An 18,309-nucleotide genomic window follows, 5' to 3' on the forward strand; every position below is an offset into this window, starting at 1 on the left:
GTGTTTTCCGGGGCGATACATACATCCCTCACGAACGGATAAATGCTGCGAGGATTGAGTAGTGGGTTTTCTGAAGTATCTGGTGCCGAAACGCTTTCGTAAAAAAGAGCTCGTCATCCCGGTTGTGCGTATGCAGGGCGCAATCATGGCCGGCGGCAACCAGTTCCGCCCCGCCCTCAATCTCGCTTCCTATGCGCCGCTTCTGGAAAAGGCTTTCGCCGTCAAGGATGCGCCGGCTATCGCCATTTCGCTCAATTCGCCCGGCGGTTCGCCGGTGCAGGCGCGGATGATCTATAACCGCATCCGCCAGCTCGCCGAGGAAAAGGAAAAGAAAGTCCTGATCTTCGTGGAGGATGTTGCAGCCTCCGGCGGTTACATGATCGCGCTTGCCGGCGATGAGATCATCGCCGATCCCACTTCCATCGTCGGTTCGATCGGCGTCGTTTCCGGCGGTTTCGGTTTTCCGGAAATGCTGAAGAAGATCGGCGTGGAGCGCCGTGTCTATACGGCGGGCGAGAACAAGGTCATCCTCGATCCCTTTCAGCCGGAAAAGGAAGGCGATATCGACTACCTGAAGTCGTTGCAGGTCGAAATCCACAATGTCTTCATCGATATGGTCAAGATGCGCCGCGGCTCGAAGCTGAAGGGCGACGAGACGATCTTCTCCGGCCTGTTCTGGACCGGCATGCGCGGCCTGGACCTCGGCCTGATCGACGGGCTTGGCGACATGCGGGAAGTTCTGCGCCGCCGTTACGGGACAAAGGTCAAGCTTCAACTCGTCAGCGGCGGGCGTTCGCTGTTCGGCAAAAAAGTGCCTGGCGTGAATGCGGCACTCGGCCTCAATGCCGAAAGGCTCGCGGCAGGCGCCGTCTCGGGTCTTGCGGAGGTTGCCGAAGAAAAGGCATTGTGGTCGCGTTTCGGTCTATGATGTCGCGGGAATAGGGCCTTATGGCGCAGCTCATTACAATTCTTCTTCTGGTGGTGGGATCCGTCATCCTCTACCGCCGCTTCGTTCGCGATGCGGAAAAGCTGTCGGCGAAATCCAAGCAGCGCGAAAAGGAACGCGAAACCGGCGCCATCGGCACGCTGATCAAGGACCCCGAAACCGGTGAATACCGCGTGAAGCGTGAGGATGAGACGTAAGCCGGTGTCTCCACGCATAAATCCTTGACCCCCAAGCCATGCCGTGGCACCAGTCCGCATCCGAAGTAAGTCACTGCTTACTTATCCTCCTAACGCCGCGATGACTGAAATGACCGATATTCCCGACCATATGAACCCCAAGCGTTCCTTTCAGGCACTGATCCTGACGCTGCACAATTACTGGGCCGACAAGGGCTGCGCCGTGTTGCAGCCTTACGATATGGAAGTGGGCGCGGGTACGTTTCATCCGGCGACGACGCTTCGTGCGCTTGGCCCGAAGCCGTGGAAGGCCGCTTATGTGCAGCCGTCGCGCCGGCCTTCCGATGGTCGTTACGGTGAAAACCCCAACCGTTTGCAGCATTATTACCAGTATCAGGTCATTCTGAAGCCCAACCCGTCCAACCTTCAGGAACTCTATCTCGGTTCGCTGAAGGCCATCGGTCTCGATCCGCTGTTGCATGACGTGCGCTTCGTCGAAGACGACTGGGAAAGCCCGACGCTCGGCGCCTGGGGTCTCGGCTGGGAATGCTGGTGTGACGGCATGGAAGTCTCGCAATTCACCTACTTCCAGCAGGTCTGCGGCATCGAATGCTCGCCTGTCGCGGGTGAACTGACCTATGGTCTGGAGCGTCTGGCCATGTATGTTCAGGGCGTCGACAATGTCTACGACCTGAACTTCAACGGTCGCGAGGGCGAAGAGAAGATTTCCTATGGCGACGTCTTCCTGCAAGCCGAGCAGGAATATTCCCGCCACAACTTCGAATTTGCCGATACATCAATGCTGCATCGCCATTTCATCGACGCTGAAAAGGAATGCCAGGCGCTTCTCGCCGCCGGTGCGCCGGGTGATAACGATAATCAGCGCCTGCACAAATGCGTGTTCCCGGCCTATGACCAGTGCATCAAGGCTAGCCATGTCTTTAACCTTCTGGATGCGCGCGGCGTAATTTCGGTCACGGAACGCCAGAGCTATATCCTGCGCGTGCGCACGCTGGCGAAAGCCTGCGGCGAAGCCTTCCTGCTGACGGATGCGGGCGGGGTGAACTGGAACAGGGCCGCCTGAGCGTCTATGTAAGGCGGGGCAACAGTCTAACGTGCGGACGCCACCATGGTGTCCGCGCCTCTTGAGGAGGGGTCGGGAATGTTCATCACGCTGGCAATCATCGCGGCAATCGCGCTCTATGTCGTCTTCATCTATAACGGCCTCGTCAAGGCGCGGCAGATGAAGGAAGAGGCGTGGTCGGGCATTGACGTGCAGTTGAAGCGCCGCGCCGATCTCATTCCCAATCTCATCGAGACCGTGAAGGGTTACGCGGCGCACGAAAAGAGCACCTTCGAGGAGGTGATTGCCATGCGCAACCGGGCGCAGGCCGTGCCGGCGGGTGATGTTGAAGGCCGCGCCCAGGCGGAAGGCCTGCTGTCGCAGGCGCTCGGCAAACTCTTTGCGCTCGCCGAAGCCTATCCCGATCTCAAGGCCAATACGAACTTTCTGGAATTGCAGCGGTCGCTGGAAACCATCGAAAGCGAAATCCAGATGTCGCGCCGTTATTACAATGGCGCCGCGCGCGATCTGAACGTCAAGGTGGAAAGCTTCCCCTCCAATCTGGTCGCCGGCCAGTTCGGTTTTGCGAAGGCGCCTTATTTCGAGATCGAAAACCCGGCCGACCGCGCCGTGCCGACGGTGAAATTCTAAGCTCACTGTTCTTCCGCGGCTTAAAACCACCCGTTCAAATTCCGATAATCCGGCTCTTCGCCGCATTCTTTGACAAGACGACAATCATGATCGAACTGACCATCGCCCCGCCCGGCCACCCGCTTTCCGGTAAGGTCGAGCCGCCCGGCTCCAAATCCATCACCAACCGCGCGCTTCTCCTGGCTGGTCTTGCCAAGGGCAAAAGCCACCTGACCGGCGCGCTGAAAAGCGACGATACGCTTTATATGGCCGAAGCCCTGCGCGAGATGGGTGTCAAGGTAACCGAACCTGACGCCACCACCTTCGTGGTGGAAAGCTCAGGCGTGCTGCAGCAGCCCGAAAAGCCGCTTTTCCTTGGAAATGCCGGCACCGCAACGCGCTTCCTAACCGCCGCTGCCGCGCTTGTGGACGGCGCCGTCATCATCGATGGCGACGAGCACATGCGCAAACGCCCGATCATGCCGCTGGTGGAAGCCCTGCGCTCCCTCGGTGTCGAAGCGGAAGCGCCGACCGGTTGCCCGCCCGTCACCGTCTGCGGCAAGGGTACTGGGTTCCCGAAGGGCAGCGTCACCATCGACGCCAATCTTTCCAGCCAATATGTGTCGGCGCTTCTGATGGCGGCCGCCTGCGGCGACAAGCCTGTCGATATCATCCTCAAGGGCGAGGAAATCGGCGCGAAGGGCTATATCGATCTCACCACATCGGCCATGGAAGCCTTCGGCGCGAAGGTGGAGCGGGTGAGCAACGCCATCTGGCGCGTGCATCCGACCGGTTACACGGCGACCGATTTCCACATTGAGCCGGATGCCTCCGCCGCCACCTATCTCTGGGGTGCGGAACTTCTGACCGGCGGCGCAATCGATATCGGCACGCCCGCCGATAAATTCACCCAGCCGGACGCCAAGGCCTATGATGTCATGGCGCAGTTTCCGCATCTGCCCGCCGAAATCGACGGGTCGCAGATGCAGGATGCCATTCCCACCATCGCGGTTCTCGCCGCCTTCAACGAAACGCCGGTGCGTTTCGTCGGCATCGCCAACCTGCGCGTCAAGGAATGTGACCGTATCCGCGCCGTTTCGCTCGGCCTCAACGAAATCCGTGATGGTCTGGCGCATGAGGAAGGCGACGACCTGATCGTGCATTCCGATCCGGCGCTCGCCGGGCAGACGGTCGATGCCTCCATCGATACCTTCGCCGATCACCGCATCGCCATGAGCTTTGCGCTGGCGGCGCTGAAGATCGGCGGCATTGCCATCCAGAATCCGGCCTGCGTCGGCAAGACCTATCCCGGTTACTGGAAAGCGCTCGCTTCGCTCGGCGTTGACTATAGCGAAAAGGAAAGCGCTGCCGAGCCGCAGCACTGAAGCCATCAAGGAGGGATCGCTCGTGAAGACCACCGCCGCAAGACTTCTCGCGCTGTTCGTCTTCCTGGGCGCGGCCTTCCCGGCCTTTGCGGAGGAATTCATCCGCTCCTATCATTCCGTCGTCGAGGTTGCGAAGAGTGGCGAACTGACGGTGACGGAAACCATCACCGCCCGTGCCGAAGGACGAAACATTAAGCGCGGCATCTTCCGCGATTTCCCGCTTTATGCGATGGATGCGAATAACCGCCGCACCAAGGTGGATTTCAACGTCGTTTCGGTGGAGCGCGATGGCGCGCCGGAGAACTGGCGCACCGAAAATATCGATGGCGGCATCCGCATCTATACCGGCAGCGCCGACCGTTTTCTGCCGACCGGCGAACATATCTTCCAGATCACCTACACCACCGCCCGGCAGATCCGCTATTTCAGCGATTATGACGAGCTGACCTGGAACGTCACCGGCAATGGCTGGCAATTCCCGATGGGCGAAATTTCCGCGACCATCACGCTGCCGCAGGGTGTAAAGGCCACCGACACTGCCGTTTTCACCGGTCCACTCGGTGCCAAAGGCAAGGATGCGCGCATTTTGAGCGAAGGCAACGAGGTGTTTTTCGCCTCCACCCGCCCGTTTTCAGTGGGCGAGGGCATGACAGTTGCCGTGAAGTTGCCCAAGGGCGCCATTGCCGCCCCGGACGCCTCCCAGGAGGCAGGTTGGTGGCTACGTGACAATCTTGCCATCCTGCTTTCGGGCGGCGGGCTTTTCGCAGTGCTGCTCTATTATCTGCGAGCATGGTTCGCGGTCGGCCGTGATCCGGCCAAGGGCGTAGTCGTGCCGCGCTGGGATGCGCCGGAGGGGCTTTCGCCGGCTCTGGTCAATTACGTTGATAACAGGGGTTTTTCCGGCGCAGGCTGGACAGCGCTTTCCGCCTCGGCACTTGATCTTGCGGTCAAGGGTTATGTCGTTCTGGAGGATCTGAAGAACTCCATCGTCATCCGCCGCACGGAAAAGGCAACCGCTGCCGATCTGCCGAGCGGGCAGAAAACGCTGCTTGCCTCCATCGGCGGTTCTGGGAAGGCGCTGACCATCGACAAGGCCCATGGGGCGGAGGTGGAAAAGGTCGGAAAACAGTTCCGCGCGGCGATAGAGAAAGAGCATCGCGGCAAATATTACCGCAGCAATGCCGGTTACACCGTCTTCGGCATCTTCCTCAGCATCGCCCTCATCGTCGCGACGTTGATCTTCGGCGATCTGGATGAAAGCGCCATTGCCGCCGTGCTGGTCTTCGGCTTTTTCGCCTTCTTCTTCAGCATCCTGTCGATCGGCATCGGCCGTCAGTTCTCGCGCGGCGCCCCGCTGCGCAAGCGGATCGGCGGCATCGTCATGCTGGCCTTTGCCGGTTTCGTGGCCTTTTCAGCCATTGGCGGCATCGCCACGCAAATCCTGCTGGATGTCACCCATGACACCAAGTCGCTGGCGCTGGCCGCCATCGGCGGCATCGTGCTCACCAATGCGCTGTTCCTGTTCCTGATGGGCGCGCCGACGCCGCTCGGCCGCAAGCTGATGGACGGTATCGAAGGTCTCAGAACCTATCTGACGCTGGCGGAAAAAGACCGGATGAACATGGCCGGCGCGCCCGCCATGTCGCCGCAGCATTTCGAGACATTGCTGCCCTATGCGGTGGCGCTCGGCGTCGAAAAACCGTGGAGCCGCACCTTCGAGGCCTGGCTTGCGACCGCCGCTGCCGGGGCCGCTGCCGCAAGTTATGCGCCCGGCTGGTATGCGGGTAGCAATTACGGCAGTTTTGGCGACAGGATCGGCGGCTTTTCGACGTCCATGGCCAATACCATCGCCTCCACCATTCCCCAGCCCGTCAGCTCTTCCGGCTCCAGCTTTTCGGGCGGTGGCGGCGGCGGTTTTTCTGGCTCCGGCGGCGGTGGCGGTGGCGGCGGCGGCTGGTAACGTCCGCTGGCGCTAATTTAACCGATAGCTGGTGACTTTTGCCGCTGGTCTTGCTAAGTCCGCGACACTCTTTTGCAACAGATTAAAGTCCTTATCCCATGCCCGATCTTCTGCTTGAACTTCGCTCCGAGGAAATCCCCGCCCGCATGCAGCGCAAGGCGGCGGGCGATCTGAAGAAACTCGTCACTGACGCGCTTGTGGAGAGAGGGCTGACCTATGAGGGTGCGCGCGAATATTGGACGCCGCGCCGCCTGACGCTGGATATTCGCGGCCTCAACGCCCGCTCCGCCGATGTGCGCGAGGAAAAGAAGGGACCGCGCACCGACGCCAATGAAAAGGCCATCGAGGGCTTTCTGCGCGGCGCCGGCCTCAATGATATTTCGCAGGCTCAGGTCGTTTCCGATCCGAAGAAGGGCGATTTCTATGTCGCCATCATCAACAACCCCGGCCGGCCGGCGGAAGAGATCATCGCCGAGGTTATGCCCGGTATCATCCGCTCCTTCCCCTGGCCGAAATCCATGCGCTCCGGCCCGGCCTCCATGCCGAAGGGCTCAAGCTATGCCGGCATTGAAGGCAAGGGCTCGGAGAGCCTGCGCTGGGTGCGCCCGCTGCAATCGATCGTCTGCCTGTTCGGCCCCGAACATGACGAAACCCAGGTCATCCCTTTCGCCATCGACGGCATCGTCGCCGGCAACGTCACCTATGGCCATCGGTTCCACGCACCGGGTCCCATCACCGTGCGCCGTTTCGAGGACTATGTCTCGAGCCTCGAAAAGGCGAAGGTCGTGCTGGATGCCGAGCGCCGCAAGGACATCATCCTGCACGACGCCAAAGATCTGGCGTTCGCCAACGGTCTTGAGCTGGTGGAAGACGAGGGCCTGCTCGAAGAAGTCTCCGGCCTCGTCGAATGGCCGCAGGTGCTGATGGGCACCTTCGAAGAGGATTACCTGCAAATCCCGGCGGAAATCATTCGCCTCACCATCAAGACCAACCAGAAGTGTTTCGTCACCCGCAATCAGGGTGCGGAAGAGGGGCTTTCCAACCGCTTCATTCTGATCTCGAACATCGAGGCGAGCGACGGCGGTAAGGAAATCATCCATGGCAATGGCAAGGTCGTTCGCGCCCGCCTGTCGGATGCCCGCCATTTCTGGAACCGTGACCAGGGCGATCTGCCCGATCTGGAAACGCTCAAGGATTCGGCTGCGAAATTCGACCTCGATCTGAAGAAGCCGCTCGACCAGCGCATGGCAAAGCTCGATGCGCTCAACGTCACTTTCCACGCTAAACTCGGCACGCAGGGCGAGCGTGTGGCTCGCATTCGCGAACTTGCCAAGGCGCTGGCTCCAGTCGTCGGTGCCGATGCCGATCTGGTGGACCGCGCCGTGGTGCTGGCGAAAGCCGACCTGCGCACTGAAGCCGTCGGCGAATTCCCCGAGCTTCAGGGCCTGATGGGCCGCAAATACGCGACCTTGCAGGGCGAAAACGAAAGTGTGGCCGCCGCCATCGAAGACCACTACAAGCCGCAAGGCCCATCGGATCGCCTGCCGGCCGACAAGGTGGCGATCACGATTGCTCTCGCCGACAAGCTCGACACGCTCGTCGGTTTCTGGGCCATCGATGAAAAGCCGACCGGTTCGAAGGACCCCTTCGCCCTGCGCCGTGCGGCGCTGGGCGTGGTGCGTATTCTGCTTGAGAAGAACGTGCGCCTGCCGCTGCTGAGCGTTGCGAAGGACCCGGACCTTCTCTCGTTCTTCCACGACCGCCTCAAGGTCTATCTGCGCGACCTCGGCGCCCGTTACGATCTGATCGACGCCGTCCTCACACCCGAATCCGATGATCTCCTGATGATCGCCCGCCGTGTCGAGGCGCTCACCGCCTTTATTACCGGTGAAGATGGCAGGAACCTTCTGGCAGGTGCCAAGCGCGCCACGCAGCTTCTCGCCGCCGAGGAAAAGAAGGACACCGTGGTGGCCGATGGCGTCTCGGAAGAGCTCTTGAAGCTCGATGCTGAAAAAGCGCTTTACGCGGCGATCAAGACCGCTTCTGCGGATGCCGCAAAGGCCGTCGAAGGCGAGGATTTTCGCTCGGCCATGCAGGCGCTTTCGACGCTTCGCGCGCCCGTCGACAAGTTTTTCGAGGATGTGCTCGTCAACGATGAAGATGCGGCCATCCGCGCTAACCGTCTGGCGCTGCTGAAGGCTATCCGCGAGGCCACTGGTACGGTTGCGGATTTCTCGAAGATTACCGGGTGAGAACGTGGGGGTAAACGGGCATTGCAGAATGCTGGGTTTCACCCCCCTCTGCCCTGCCGGGCATCTCCCCCTCAAGGGGGGAGATCGACCAGTCGCGACCTCTTAGCCACATTGAACGTTTCGGGAAGAGCGGGGAGCATGCCTCTCGCCGATCTCCCCCCTTGAGGGGGAGATGCCCGGCAGGGCAGAGGGGGGTAATCCACGGTCTCGACTGCCGCAGGATGAGTTCCCATTGACCCACACGCCTCCCAAAATCCTCATCAGCGCCTGCCTCCTCGGCCAACCCGTCCGCTATGACGGCAAAGGCAAACCTCTGTCCCACCCGACAATCGAACGCTGGCGGAAGGAGGGCAGGCTGGTGACCATCTGTCCGGAAATGGCGGGCGGCATGCCCGTGCCGCGCCCGCCGGCGGAAATCGAGAACGGTGCCTCCGGCCTCGATGTGCTGGAGGGTCGCGCCCGCGTGCTGGAGGTGACCGGCGGCGATGTCACGGCGCAATTTATCGCCGGTGCGGAAAGGGCGCTGGCCTTCGCCAGGGCCAATGGCTGTACTTACGCGCTGCTGATCGACGGCAGTCCGTCCTGCGGATCGGTTGCGATCTACGACGGTTCGTTTTCGGGCGTCAAACATGCGGGCAATGGCGTGACGGCGGCGCTGCTCGAAAAAGCCGGTATTGCGGTCTTTTCCCCGGCCGATATCGACCGGCTGGATGCGCTGAGCCATTGAAATAAAGAGCGCCGGAGTTCCCCCCGGCGCCGTTTTCATCAATAGCTCTCGGGCCAATCACCCCGCCATGCGCATCCGCTCTGCCATCCCATGCAGTTGGTGGCCGGAAGAGACGCGGAAGCCGCGGATGAGGTTCAACAGTTCCTCGGTGTCGACGGCCAGCGCTTCCGCCGAAGCCGTGGTCTCCTCCGCCATTGCTGCATTGTGCTGGGTGGCGACATCGAGCTGGTTGAGCGACGAGGAGATCGAGCGCAGCGTCGTATCCTGTTCGGCGGCCGAATGGGCGATCTTGCTGACGATCTCGTTTGCGGATTTGATCTGGTCGGAGATACGTTTCAGCGCGTCGCCGGCCTCGCCAACAAGGCGCACGCCGTTTTCCACCTGGGCGGAAGAGCGGGCGATCTGGTCCTTGATCTCCTTGGCGGCGGCGGCGGATTTCTGCGCCAGTTCGCGCACTTCCTGCGCCACCACGGCAAAGCCCTTGCCGGCCTCACCGGCGCGTGCCGCTTCCACACCGGCATTCAGCGCCAGAAGATTGGTCTGGAAAGCGATGTCGTCGATCACGCCGATGATGTTGGAGATCTGATCGGATGACTGTTCGATACCGCTCATCGCCGTGATCGCTTCTTCCACCACCCGGTCGCTGCGGATGGCTTCGGAGCTGACGGTGGTGACGCGCTTGGCGGCGTCGGCCGCCCCTTCCGCCGTCTGGCGCACCGCAACCGTCAATTCATCAAGAGCGGCCGAGGTTTCTTCCAGATTTGCTGCCTGCCGTTCGGTGCGCTGCGAAAGCTCGTTAGAGGCCTTGCGGATTTCCTCCTTGGAGCCGCCGATGTCGATGCTCTTGGAGTTCACTTTGGCCATGGCGGCATCGAGATGGATCAGGGCCTCGTTGAAATTGTCGCGTAACGCCGCGTAACGGTTGCCGAGATCGCCGCAACGTACGGTCAGATCGCCGCCGGCGAGCTTCTCCAGCGCCTCGCCAATGGTGGTGACGACGCGCGCCTGCAGTTCCGCCTCGTCGCGCTGCATGTCGAGATTGTTTTGGCGCTCGGCATTGAGCTGCCGCTGCTGTTCTTCCTCACGGCGCTGCATGGCATGGCGCTCGCGCACCTTGTCCTGAAGCGAGGCGGTGGCCTTGGCCATCATGCCCACTTCGTTTGTCAGGCCGGTATGGGGAATGGCGAGCGAAACGTTCTCATTGGCCACTTCCCCGAGCGCCCGGTGAATATCGCCAAGCGGCTTCGAAATGCCACGGATGACATAGAAGGCGGCGGCAAGCGCCAGCACGAATATGGCGACGCCCATGGACAGCGCCTTCATCACATCGCCGCGCACTTGTGCGTTCAGGTCGTCGATGTAAACGCCTGTCACGACCACTACCTGCCAGGGGTCGAAGGCAAGCGCATAGGCGCTCTTGGCGTAGTCATTGCCTTCCATGCCGGGCTTCGGACCGTAAAAATCTGTCTGCCCGCCGCCATTGCGGCCAAGCCGCACCAGTTCGTCACGATAGGCGAAACCCTTGCTGTCAGGCTTGCCCTTGAAGTTTTCGCCGACGCGCTTGGCATCGGGGTGGAACTTCATCGTCACGTCATAGTCGTAACCGAACAGATAGCCGTCCGGCGTGAAGCGCATGGCGCTGACGGTGGCGTAAGCCTGTTTCATGGCTTCGTCGCGCGAAAGTGTTCCGGCCTTTTCCTTGTCGTGGAAGGATTGCAGGATGGAAATGGCCGATTGCACCTGCGTCCGCAGCATGCCGTAGCGTTCCTCATAGATAGCATCGGTGGCGGATTTCAGCTGGTAAAACGTCGCCACGGCGAAGGCGGCCATCAGGGCCAACACGAGAACGATCAGTTGACGGGAAATGGAAAGGTTCTTCATGGGCGCTCACAAGCGTTTGGAATCGCGCGCCTGAAAATGCCGCGCGGTACCGATGTTTCGGAGAGGGGAGAGGCGCATGATGCGCGATAAAAAGGGCCGAAAGCGCGTATCCGCGCCGTGGCCTCATCCTGTGCTGCATCGCACTATAAAATCACTTAGCGGCTAAAAATTTGAATAAATATTTAATTAGCGAAGGCTTTATGAGGCTTCGTGCGCAGAATAAGCGGCGGAGAAAGCAACATTCTCCGCATGGTTGCAGCGTCTTTTTGGGAATGCAGCGATGACGCGATTACTTGACATTCGTCATCATCAAGCGTCATCGGCCGGTCAGTTGCCGCGCAATTTGAAATCCGGGAACTGGGGCGCGCCGATTACCGAGGCGTTGGCCGGCTCGGCTGCATTTGCGGTGGAAAGTTCCTTGACGGCTGCCGTGGTCGTCGTCACGTCGATACCGGCCGGTGTCGAAACCGTCTCAACCGGATGTGCCGCGGGCTCGGCCTCGTCATAGGTCGCAATCGCCGTGCTGGAGGTTTCCGCCATCCATGCCGGATTGGTGCTGACGAAGGTGACGGGCGCGCCGCCAAGCCAGGCTTCGGTGCGCACCAGGGTGCGCTTGCCGTCGACTTCGCGCATTTCCGTGTGCTGCGTGCCCGGCTCAATGGAGGGAACGGCATAACCTTGCGCCACGGCTTTTGCCTTCATGGGTTTGCAGCCCGCGCAATCGCGACGAATGAAGCTGCCATTGGCCACATGCACGCCGTTTATATATTCGATGGAAGACGCCATCGCCGACCCGCCGGTCAGCGCGATAACAGCTGTCAGAAAAAGACGACGCATCGAAAAACCCCCGAAATGACGGCGCGGCCTCGTGGTCGAGACACAGTGCGCCATTCAATGTTCCGGCAAGCATTACCGATGTTTCGTTTCCATCGGGTCAGTAAACTTGGTAAAAATTGAACGAAATATTCGTGTCCAATCCAGTTTGCCTTAAGGATCAGGTCTTTTCGCGCGCGACGGCCTGCCAGCCGATATCGCGGCGGCAAAAGCCGTTTTCCCACTCCACCTTCTCCGCCAGCGCATAGGCGCGGGCCTGCGCTTCCGTCACGGTCTTTCCAAGGGCGGTGACGTTCAGTACGCGTCCACCCGTGGCCACCAGCCCGCCATCCTTCAGCGCGGTTCCGGCATGGAACACCTTCGCCTCTTCGCTGGCCTCGGGAATATGGGTGATCGGCGTGTTCTTGTCGTAAGCGCCGGGATAGCCCTTCGAGGCGAGGACGACGGTTAGCGCCGCATCGTCGTGCCATTCGGCCTCAACCTTGTCCAGCGTGCCGGTGGCGGTGGCATAGAGGATCGGCAGCAGATCGCTTTTCAGGCGCATCATCAGCACCTGGCATTCGGGGTCGCCGAAACGGACGTTATATTCGATCAGTTCCGGACCCTTGGCGGTAATCATCAACCCGGCGAAGAACACGCCGGAGAAGGGATTGCCATCCTTGGCCATGCCCGAGATCGTCGGCTCGATGATCTCCTTCATGGTGCGCTCCACCATATCAGGTGTCATGACAGGGGCGGGGGAATAAGCGCCCATGCCGCCGGTATTCGGACCGGTATCGCCATCGCCGACGCGCTTGTGATCCTGCGCGGTGGCGAGCGCCAACGCGGTCTTGCCGTCGGACAGGCAAAAGAAGCTCGCTTCCTCACCGTCGAGGAAAGCTTCCACCACAACCTCGGCGCCAGCCGCGCCGAAAGCGCCGTCGAAACAGTCGTCAATCGCGGCAAGCGCTTCCGCTTCCGTCATGGCCACGGTCACGCCCTTGCCGGCGGCAAGCCCGTCGGCCTTTATGACGATGGGCGCGCCCTGTTGACGAACATAGTCCTTGGCCGGTTCAGCGGTCTTGAAACGCTGGTAAGCGCCGGTCGGAATATCGTAGCGCGCGCAGAGATCCTTGGTGAAGCCCTTGGATCCCTCCAGCTGGGCGGCGGCTTTCGAGGGGCCGAAAGTAGCGATGCCGGCGGCGCGCAGATCATCCGCAAGACCCGCCACCAGCGGTGCTTCCGGGCCGACGACGACGAAGTCGATTGCCTTTTCTTTCGCAAAGGCGATGACGGCCGCGTGGTCTTCCACGTTCAGCGTTACCAGCGTTGCGTGGTCGGCAATGCCGGGATTACCGGGGGCGGCATAAAGCGCATCGAGCAGGGGAGATTGGGCGATTTTCCACGCCAGCGCATGTTCGCGTCCGCCGGAACCGATCAACAGAACTTTCATGGTCAACACCCCTGCAAATTCGCCAGTAACCTTGTGGCACGGGCGTTAAGGGCAGGGGGGCGAAAGGTCAAGGAGAAAGCGCCGTCAATGCCTGTCTTTCCCTTGAACTCAGCCTTTCCTGTGGAATCGTTGCCGCCTCTTGTTGTCACGCCACAATCAGACATTATGTTCGCCGCTCCAGATGTGACATCAGAGAACCTCATGACCGCAGACAATGCCCGCCTCGCCACGCTCATCGCCTCCGAAATCAACGCCCGCCCCGATCAGGTGAAGGCTGCGGTGGCCTTGCTGGACGAGGGCGCGACCGTTCCCTTCATCGCCCGTTACCGCAAGGAAGTGACCGGAGGCCTCGATGACACCCAACTGCGTACACTCGCGGAACGCCTTGTCTATCTGCGCGAATTGAATGCACGCCGCGGCTCCATCGTGGAGTCCATCACCGGTCAGGGCAAGATGACCGATGAGCTGATGCTCAAGATCATGCAGGCCGGCACCAAGGCGGAGCTGGAAGACCTCTACCTGCCCTATAAGCCGAAGCGCCGCACCCGTGCCGAAATCGCCCGCGAACGTGGCCTCGGTCCACTCGCCGAAGCCATCTGGGAAAACCGTGCGGCCGATCCGGCGAAGCTGGCGGAAGCCTATGTGCAGGGCGAGGTGGCCGATGTGAAGGCCGCACTTGAGGGCGCGCGCGATATCGTTGCCGAAACCATGACGGAAAACGCCGATCTTCTTGGCCGCCTGCGCGATTACATGCGCCAGAACGCCACCTTCCGCGCCAGGGTCGTGGATGGCAAGCAGGCGGCGGGCGAGAAGTTCTCCGATTATTTCGACCATTCCGAACGCTGGGCAACGGTGCCGGGCCACCGGGCGCTGGCCATGCTGCGCGGCTGGAACGAGGAAATTCTCACACTGACGATCGATGTCGATGCGGATGATCCCTCGCCGGTGAAGCCGTCGCAGCGCACCATTGCTGCCGCTTTCGATATCCGCAATGCCGGACCTGCCGATCAATGGCTGATGGACGTGGCGGGTTGGACCTGGCGCGTGAAGCTTTCCATGTCGCTGTCGCTCGATCTGATGCGCGAGTTGCGCGAGAGGGCGGAAGAAGAGGCGATCAATGTCTTCGCCCGTAACCTGAAAGATCTGCTGTTGGCCGCTCCCGCCGGCTCCCGCGCCACCATGGGCCTCGATCCCGGCATCCGCACCGGCGTCAAGGTGGCCGTGGTCGATGGCACCGGCAAGCTGCTGGATACCAGCACGGTTTATCCCTTCCAGCCAAAGAACGACGTGCGCGGCGCGCAGGCCGAACTTGCCTTGCTCATCCGCAAACACAATGTCGAGCTGATCGCCATCGGCAACGGCACGGGTAGCCGCGAGACGGAAAAGCTGGTTGCTGACCTTTTGGCACAGCTGCCCGCTTCCGCTTCGGGCGCCAAGCCTACCAAGGTCATCGTCTCGGAAGCCGGCGCGTCTGTCTATTCCGCTTCGGAACGGGCGGCCGCCGAATTCCCCAATCTCGACGTTTCGCTACGCGGTGCCGTCTCCATCGCCCGGCGTCTTCAGGATCCGCTGGCGGAACTGGTGAAGATCGAGCCGAAATCCATCGGCGTCGGTCAGTACCAGCACGATGTCGATCAGGGCCGCCTCAGCCGCTCGCTCGATGCTGTGGTGGAAGATGCGGTGAATGCCGTCGGCGTCGATCTCAACACGGCCTCGTCGCCGCTTCTGGCACGGGTATCGGGCCTTGGCAGCTCGATTGCCGATGCCATCGTTGCCCATCGCGATCAGACCGGTCCTTTCGCCAGCCGTAAGGATTTGCTGAAAGTGCCGCGCCTTGGCCAGCGCACCTTCGAACAATGCGCCGGCTTCCTGCGCATCCCGAACGGCAAAGAGCCGCTGGATGCCTCATCGGTGCACCCGGAAGCCTATGGCGTGGCAAAGAAGATCGTTGCTGCCTGCGGCCGTGATCTGCGTTCGCTGATGGGTGACAGTGCCGCGCTGAAGGCGCTTGACCCCAAGCGCTTCATCGACGAGCAATTCGGCCTGCCGACCGTCAAAGACATCATCGCCGAACTGGAAAAACCCGGCCGCGACCCGCGCCCGAGCTTCAAGACCGCGACCTTTGCCGATGGCGTGGACGAGATCACCGACCTGAAGCCCGGCATGCTTCTGGAAGGCACCGTTACCAATGTCGCCGCCTTCGGTGCGTTCGTGGATATCGGCGTGCATCAGGATGGCCTGGTGCATGTCTCGCAGCTCGCCGACCGTTTCGTGAAAGACCCGCATGAGGTCGTCAAGGCGGGCGATGTCGTTAAGGTGCGAGTCGTGGAAGTGGATGTGAAGCGCAAGCGCATCGGGCTGACCATGCGGAAGGACGGCGGTGAGGCCGCGCCGCAGCCGATGCGTGAAAAGAACAATGCGGGCGCCATGCGCCATGCCACAGCAAAACCGAAAGAGCGCAACGAAGGGTCGCAATCCGGTGGCGCTCTCGCCGCTGCCCTTGCCGAAGCCATGAAGCGACGCTGACCTCCGGTTGAAATGTTTTTTGACCAAAAAGCCCCGCGGTAGTGTCCGGCGGGGCTTTTTGCTTGATGAAATCGTTCAATTTTTTTGAAATAAGACTATCTTGCAACTTGTGCTGAAAGGAATACGGTCAGCGAAATTGATAAGTGAGACTTAGCAATTGGGGGTGCCATGGCGTCGTCTCTGCATGTTCTTCTCGAAAAGATAATCAAGATCGGTGATCTCACCGTCAACAGCCCGGGCGGCAGCCGCACTTTCGGCAATGGCACGGGAAAAAAGGTGGTTCTGAACTTCACCGACGAAGCGGCCATGCAGGAGATTGCCGCCGATCCGGCGCTCAAGCTCGCTGAAATGTATATGGAAGGCCGGGCGAAGGTCGCGGAAGGCGACATTTACGATTTTCTGGCGCTGGTCAAAGGCAATACGCTGAGCGAGGCGCTCTCCTTCGGCATGATCTGGCGTGGTATGGCGCGCATCATCGCCGCCCGCATCAAGATGCATCTGCCGGTCAACCACAACAAGAGCAACGTCGCCCATCATTACGATCTGAGCGCCAAGCTGTTCGATCTCTTCCTCGATGAGGACTGGCAATATTCCTGCGCCTATTTCAATCCGCCCGGCATCAGTCTCTATGAAGCGCAGGTCGCGAAAAAACGGCACATAGCCGCCAAGCTGATGACCGAGCCGGGCCAGAGCGTGTTGGAAATCGGCTCCGGCTGGGGCGGCATGGCGATGTATATTGCCGAAAGCGCCAGTGCGGATGTAACCGGCATTACGCTCAGCGAAGAACAGCTGCGCGTTTCCCGCGACCGCGCCGCCAAACGCGGCCTTGAGGCAAATGTCCGTTTCGAATTGCAGGACTATCGCTACCTGCCGGCTTCGAAAAAATACGATCGCATCGTCTCCGTCGGCATGTTCGAACATGTCGGGCCGACCCATTATCGCGATTATTTCGACAAGGTGGCGGAGGTGCTGGACGACAAGGGCGTGATGGTGCTGCATTCCATCGGCCAGCCCTATCCGGCGCTGGCGACCAATCCCTTCATCGAAAAGTATATTTTCCCCGGCGGTTATATTCCCTCGCTTGCCGAGGTGCTGCCGGCCATCGAAAAATCGCGGCTGCTGGTGAAGGATATCGAAATCCTGCCCATGCATTACGCCCATACGCTTCGCCACTGGCGCGAGCGTTTCGTGGCGCGCAGGGCCGAAGCGGTGGCGCTTTATGACGAACGCTTCTTCCGCATGTGGGAGTTTTATCTGGCGGGGTCGGAAATGGCCTTTACCCATGAAAATTTCCACATTTTCCAGATCCAGATCGCCAAGGATCGCGATGCCGTGCCGCATAGTCGCGACTACATTGCGCAGAACGAAGCGAAGCTGCTGGAATTCGAGAAGACGCGCACGCCGCTGGAGAAGGTGACATTCTGACCACGGCCGAGTGACGAACGTTTCCGCACACGCGGCGTCATCCTCGGGCTTGTCCCGAGGATCTATCCACGTTGCGTAAAGTCCTTCGGTTGCAGATGCTCGGGACAGGCCCGAGCATGACGGCGGTGGTGTTTGAGGTCGTGTCGCCACCCTCCGCAGGAGTCGAATTTCAACCCGCGCTGGTTAATGGAATGGAAAGACAATCCCTCTAATTCTACGGACACCTGTCTGTATTGCGTTTCTGGGGTTGTTTCATGTTCAAGCCGTCAGCGGCCATTGCCGCCTGTGTCGTGTCGCTTTTTGCCGTGGGTAACGCCCATGCCGATGGATGGTTTTCCGGTGACTGGTATCTGAAACTCGGCGGAGCCGGTTTCACCGCGCCGAAATATCAGGGCGATAACAAGAATGAATTCGGCTTTTCGCCCATCATTTCGCTCGGCCGTCAGGGCCAGGGCGCGCGTTTCACCTCGCGCAACGACAGCGCCTCGATTTCGCTTCTGGATAATGGCCCGATCAGCATGGGTCTTGCTGGAAAGCTGGTGTCCCCGCGCGACGAGGGCGACTCGTCCGATCTTAAGGGCATGACCCGCATCAAGCGCGGCGGCGAGCTTGGCGGTTTCGCCGAGGCCTATCCGACCGACTGGCTGCGCGTTCGCGGCGAAGTCCGTCAGGGTATTCGCAGCCATAGCGGCGTTGTCGGAGACGTTGCCGTCGATGCCTTCACCGACATCGCCCCCGGCATCCAGATTTCCGCCGGTCCGCGTGCGACATGGGTGAGCAGCAAATATAATGAGCGTTATTACGGCGTAAGCGCAGCCCAGACGGCTGCCGGCGCGCCATCGCCCTACAGCCCCGGGGGCGGCTTGCATTCGGCCGGCGTTGGCGCAGCCATCACCTGGAAGGTCACCGAAAACGCCGAAGTCGGTTCGTTTGCGGAATATCGCCGCCTGACCGGTGACGCCGCCGACAGTTCGCTGGTGCGCGAACGCGGTTCGAAGAACCAGTTCATCGTCGGTGTTCAGGCCAGCTACAAATTCAATTTCTCGCTGCCCTGAGGGGCGACGATAAGGTC

Annotated in this window: 14 protein-coding genes; 11 read left to right on the forward strand and 3 right to left on the reverse strand. The window is 60.7% G+C overall.

Going from position 1 to position 18,309, the window contains the following annotated elements:
* Nucleotides 1–61: 61 nt before the first annotated feature.
* The 8 genes from ACQZ48_RS04950 (at nt 62) to ACQZ48_RS04985 (ending at nt 9,139) form a co-directional block, all read left to right on the forward strand.
* Nucleotides 62–928 (forward strand): S49 family peptidase, encoded by an 867-nt coding sequence (locus ACQZ48_RS04950; protein ID WP_162520471.1) that lies wholly within the window; start codon nt 62–64, stop codon nt 926–928.
* A gap of 20 nt (nt 929–948) precedes the next feature.
* Complete coding sequence (locus ACQZ48_RS04955; protein ID WP_020813606.1) at nt 949–1,143, forward strand: NfeD family protein; 195 nt, start codon at nt 949–951, stop codon at nt 1,141–1,143.
* A 130-nt stretch (nt 1,144–1,273) separates the two neighbouring features.
* Entirely contained in the window at nt 1,274–2,206 is a 933-nt protein-coding gene (locus ACQZ48_RS04960; protein ID WP_080793189.1) for a glycine--tRNA ligase subunit alpha, read from the forward strand.
* A gap of 78 nt (nt 2,207–2,284) precedes the next feature.
* Nucleotides 2,285–2,836 (forward strand): LemA family protein, encoded by a 552-nt coding sequence (locus ACQZ48_RS04965; RefSeq protein WP_020813610.1) that lies wholly within the window; start codon nt 2,285–2,287, stop codon nt 2,834–2,836.
* 86 nt (nt 2,837–2,922) lie between these two features.
* Nucleotides 2,923–4,200, forward strand: coding sequence for a 3-phosphoshikimate 1-carboxyvinyltransferase (locus tag ACQZ48_RS04970; RefSeq protein WP_077983351.1), 1,278 nt, complete (start codon nt 2,923–2,925; stop codon nt 4,198–4,200).
* Nucleotides 4,201–4,222: 22 nt separating this feature from the next.
* Complete coding sequence (locus tag ACQZ48_RS04975; protein WP_448728634.1) at nt 4,223–6,160, forward strand: DUF2207 domain-containing protein; 1,938 nt, start codon at nt 4,223–4,225, stop codon at nt 6,158–6,160.
* A 98-nt stretch (nt 6,161–6,258) separates the two neighbouring features.
* A complete protein-coding gene (gene glyS / locus ACQZ48_RS04980) occupies nt 6,259–8,412 on the forward strand; it encodes a glycine--tRNA ligase subunit beta (RefSeq protein ID WP_448728635.1) in 2,154 nt (717 codons plus the stop codon).
* A gap of 232 nt (nt 8,413–8,644) precedes the next feature.
* The gene (locus tag ACQZ48_RS04985) at nt 8,645–9,139 is read left to right on the forward strand and encodes a 2-thiouracil desulfurase family protein (RefSeq protein ID WP_142912794.1); all 495 of its coding nucleotides are present in this window, start codon (nt 8,645–8,647) and stop codon (nt 9,137–9,139) included.
* Nucleotides 9,140–9,196: 57 nt separating this feature from the next.
* Here ACQZ48_RS04985 and ACQZ48_RS04990 read toward each other — a convergent pair whose 3' ends face one another.
* From ACQZ48_RS04990 to purD, 3 genes are all read right to left on the reverse strand, one after another.
* The gene (locus tag ACQZ48_RS04990) at nt 9,197–11,020 is read right to left on the reverse strand and encodes a methyl-accepting chemotaxis protein (RefSeq protein WP_191217047.1); all 1,824 of its coding nucleotides are present in this window, start codon (nt 11,018–11,020) and stop codon (nt 9,197–9,199) included.
* Nucleotides 11,021–11,347: 327 nt separating this feature from the next.
* Complete coding sequence (locus ACQZ48_RS04995; protein ID WP_191217046.1) at nt 11,348–11,857, reverse strand: plant virulence effector HPE1-like domain-containing protein; 510 nt, start codon at nt 11,855–11,857, stop codon at nt 11,348–11,350.
* A 157-nt stretch (nt 11,858–12,014) separates the two neighbouring features.
* Entirely contained in the window at nt 12,015–13,286 is a 1,272-nt protein-coding gene (gene purD, locus ACQZ48_RS05000) for a phosphoribosylamine--glycine ligase (protein WP_191217045.1), read from the reverse strand.
* 201 nt (nt 13,287–13,487) lie between these two features.
* Here purD and ACQZ48_RS05005 point away from each other — a divergent pair, with 201 nt between their 5' ends.
* The 3 genes from ACQZ48_RS05005 (at nt 13,488) to ACQZ48_RS05015 (ending at nt 18,292) form a co-directional block, all read left to right on the forward strand.
* Nucleotides 13,488–15,812 carry a Tex family protein gene (locus tag ACQZ48_RS05005; RefSeq protein WP_191217044.1) on the forward strand — a complete coding sequence of 775 codons (2,325 nt, stop codon included), beginning with the start codon at nt 13,488–13,490 and terminating at the stop codon, nt 15,810–15,812.
* Between the two features lie 168 nt (nt 15,813–15,980).
* Nucleotides 15,981–17,237, forward strand: coding sequence for an SAM-dependent methyltransferase (locus ACQZ48_RS05010; protein ID WP_191217043.1), 1,257 nt, complete (start codon nt 15,981–15,983; stop codon nt 17,235–17,237).
* Nucleotides 17,238–17,491: 254 nt separating this feature from the next.
* On the forward strand, nt 17,492–18,292 hold the full coding sequence (locus tag ACQZ48_RS05015) for a MipA/OmpV family protein (RefSeq protein WP_173988193.1): 801 nt from the start codon (nt 17,492–17,494) through the stop codon (nt 18,290–18,292).
* Nucleotides 18,293–18,309: the final 17 nt, after the last annotated feature.

This window comes from Agrobacterium sp. 22-209-1, from assembly GCF_053522485.1.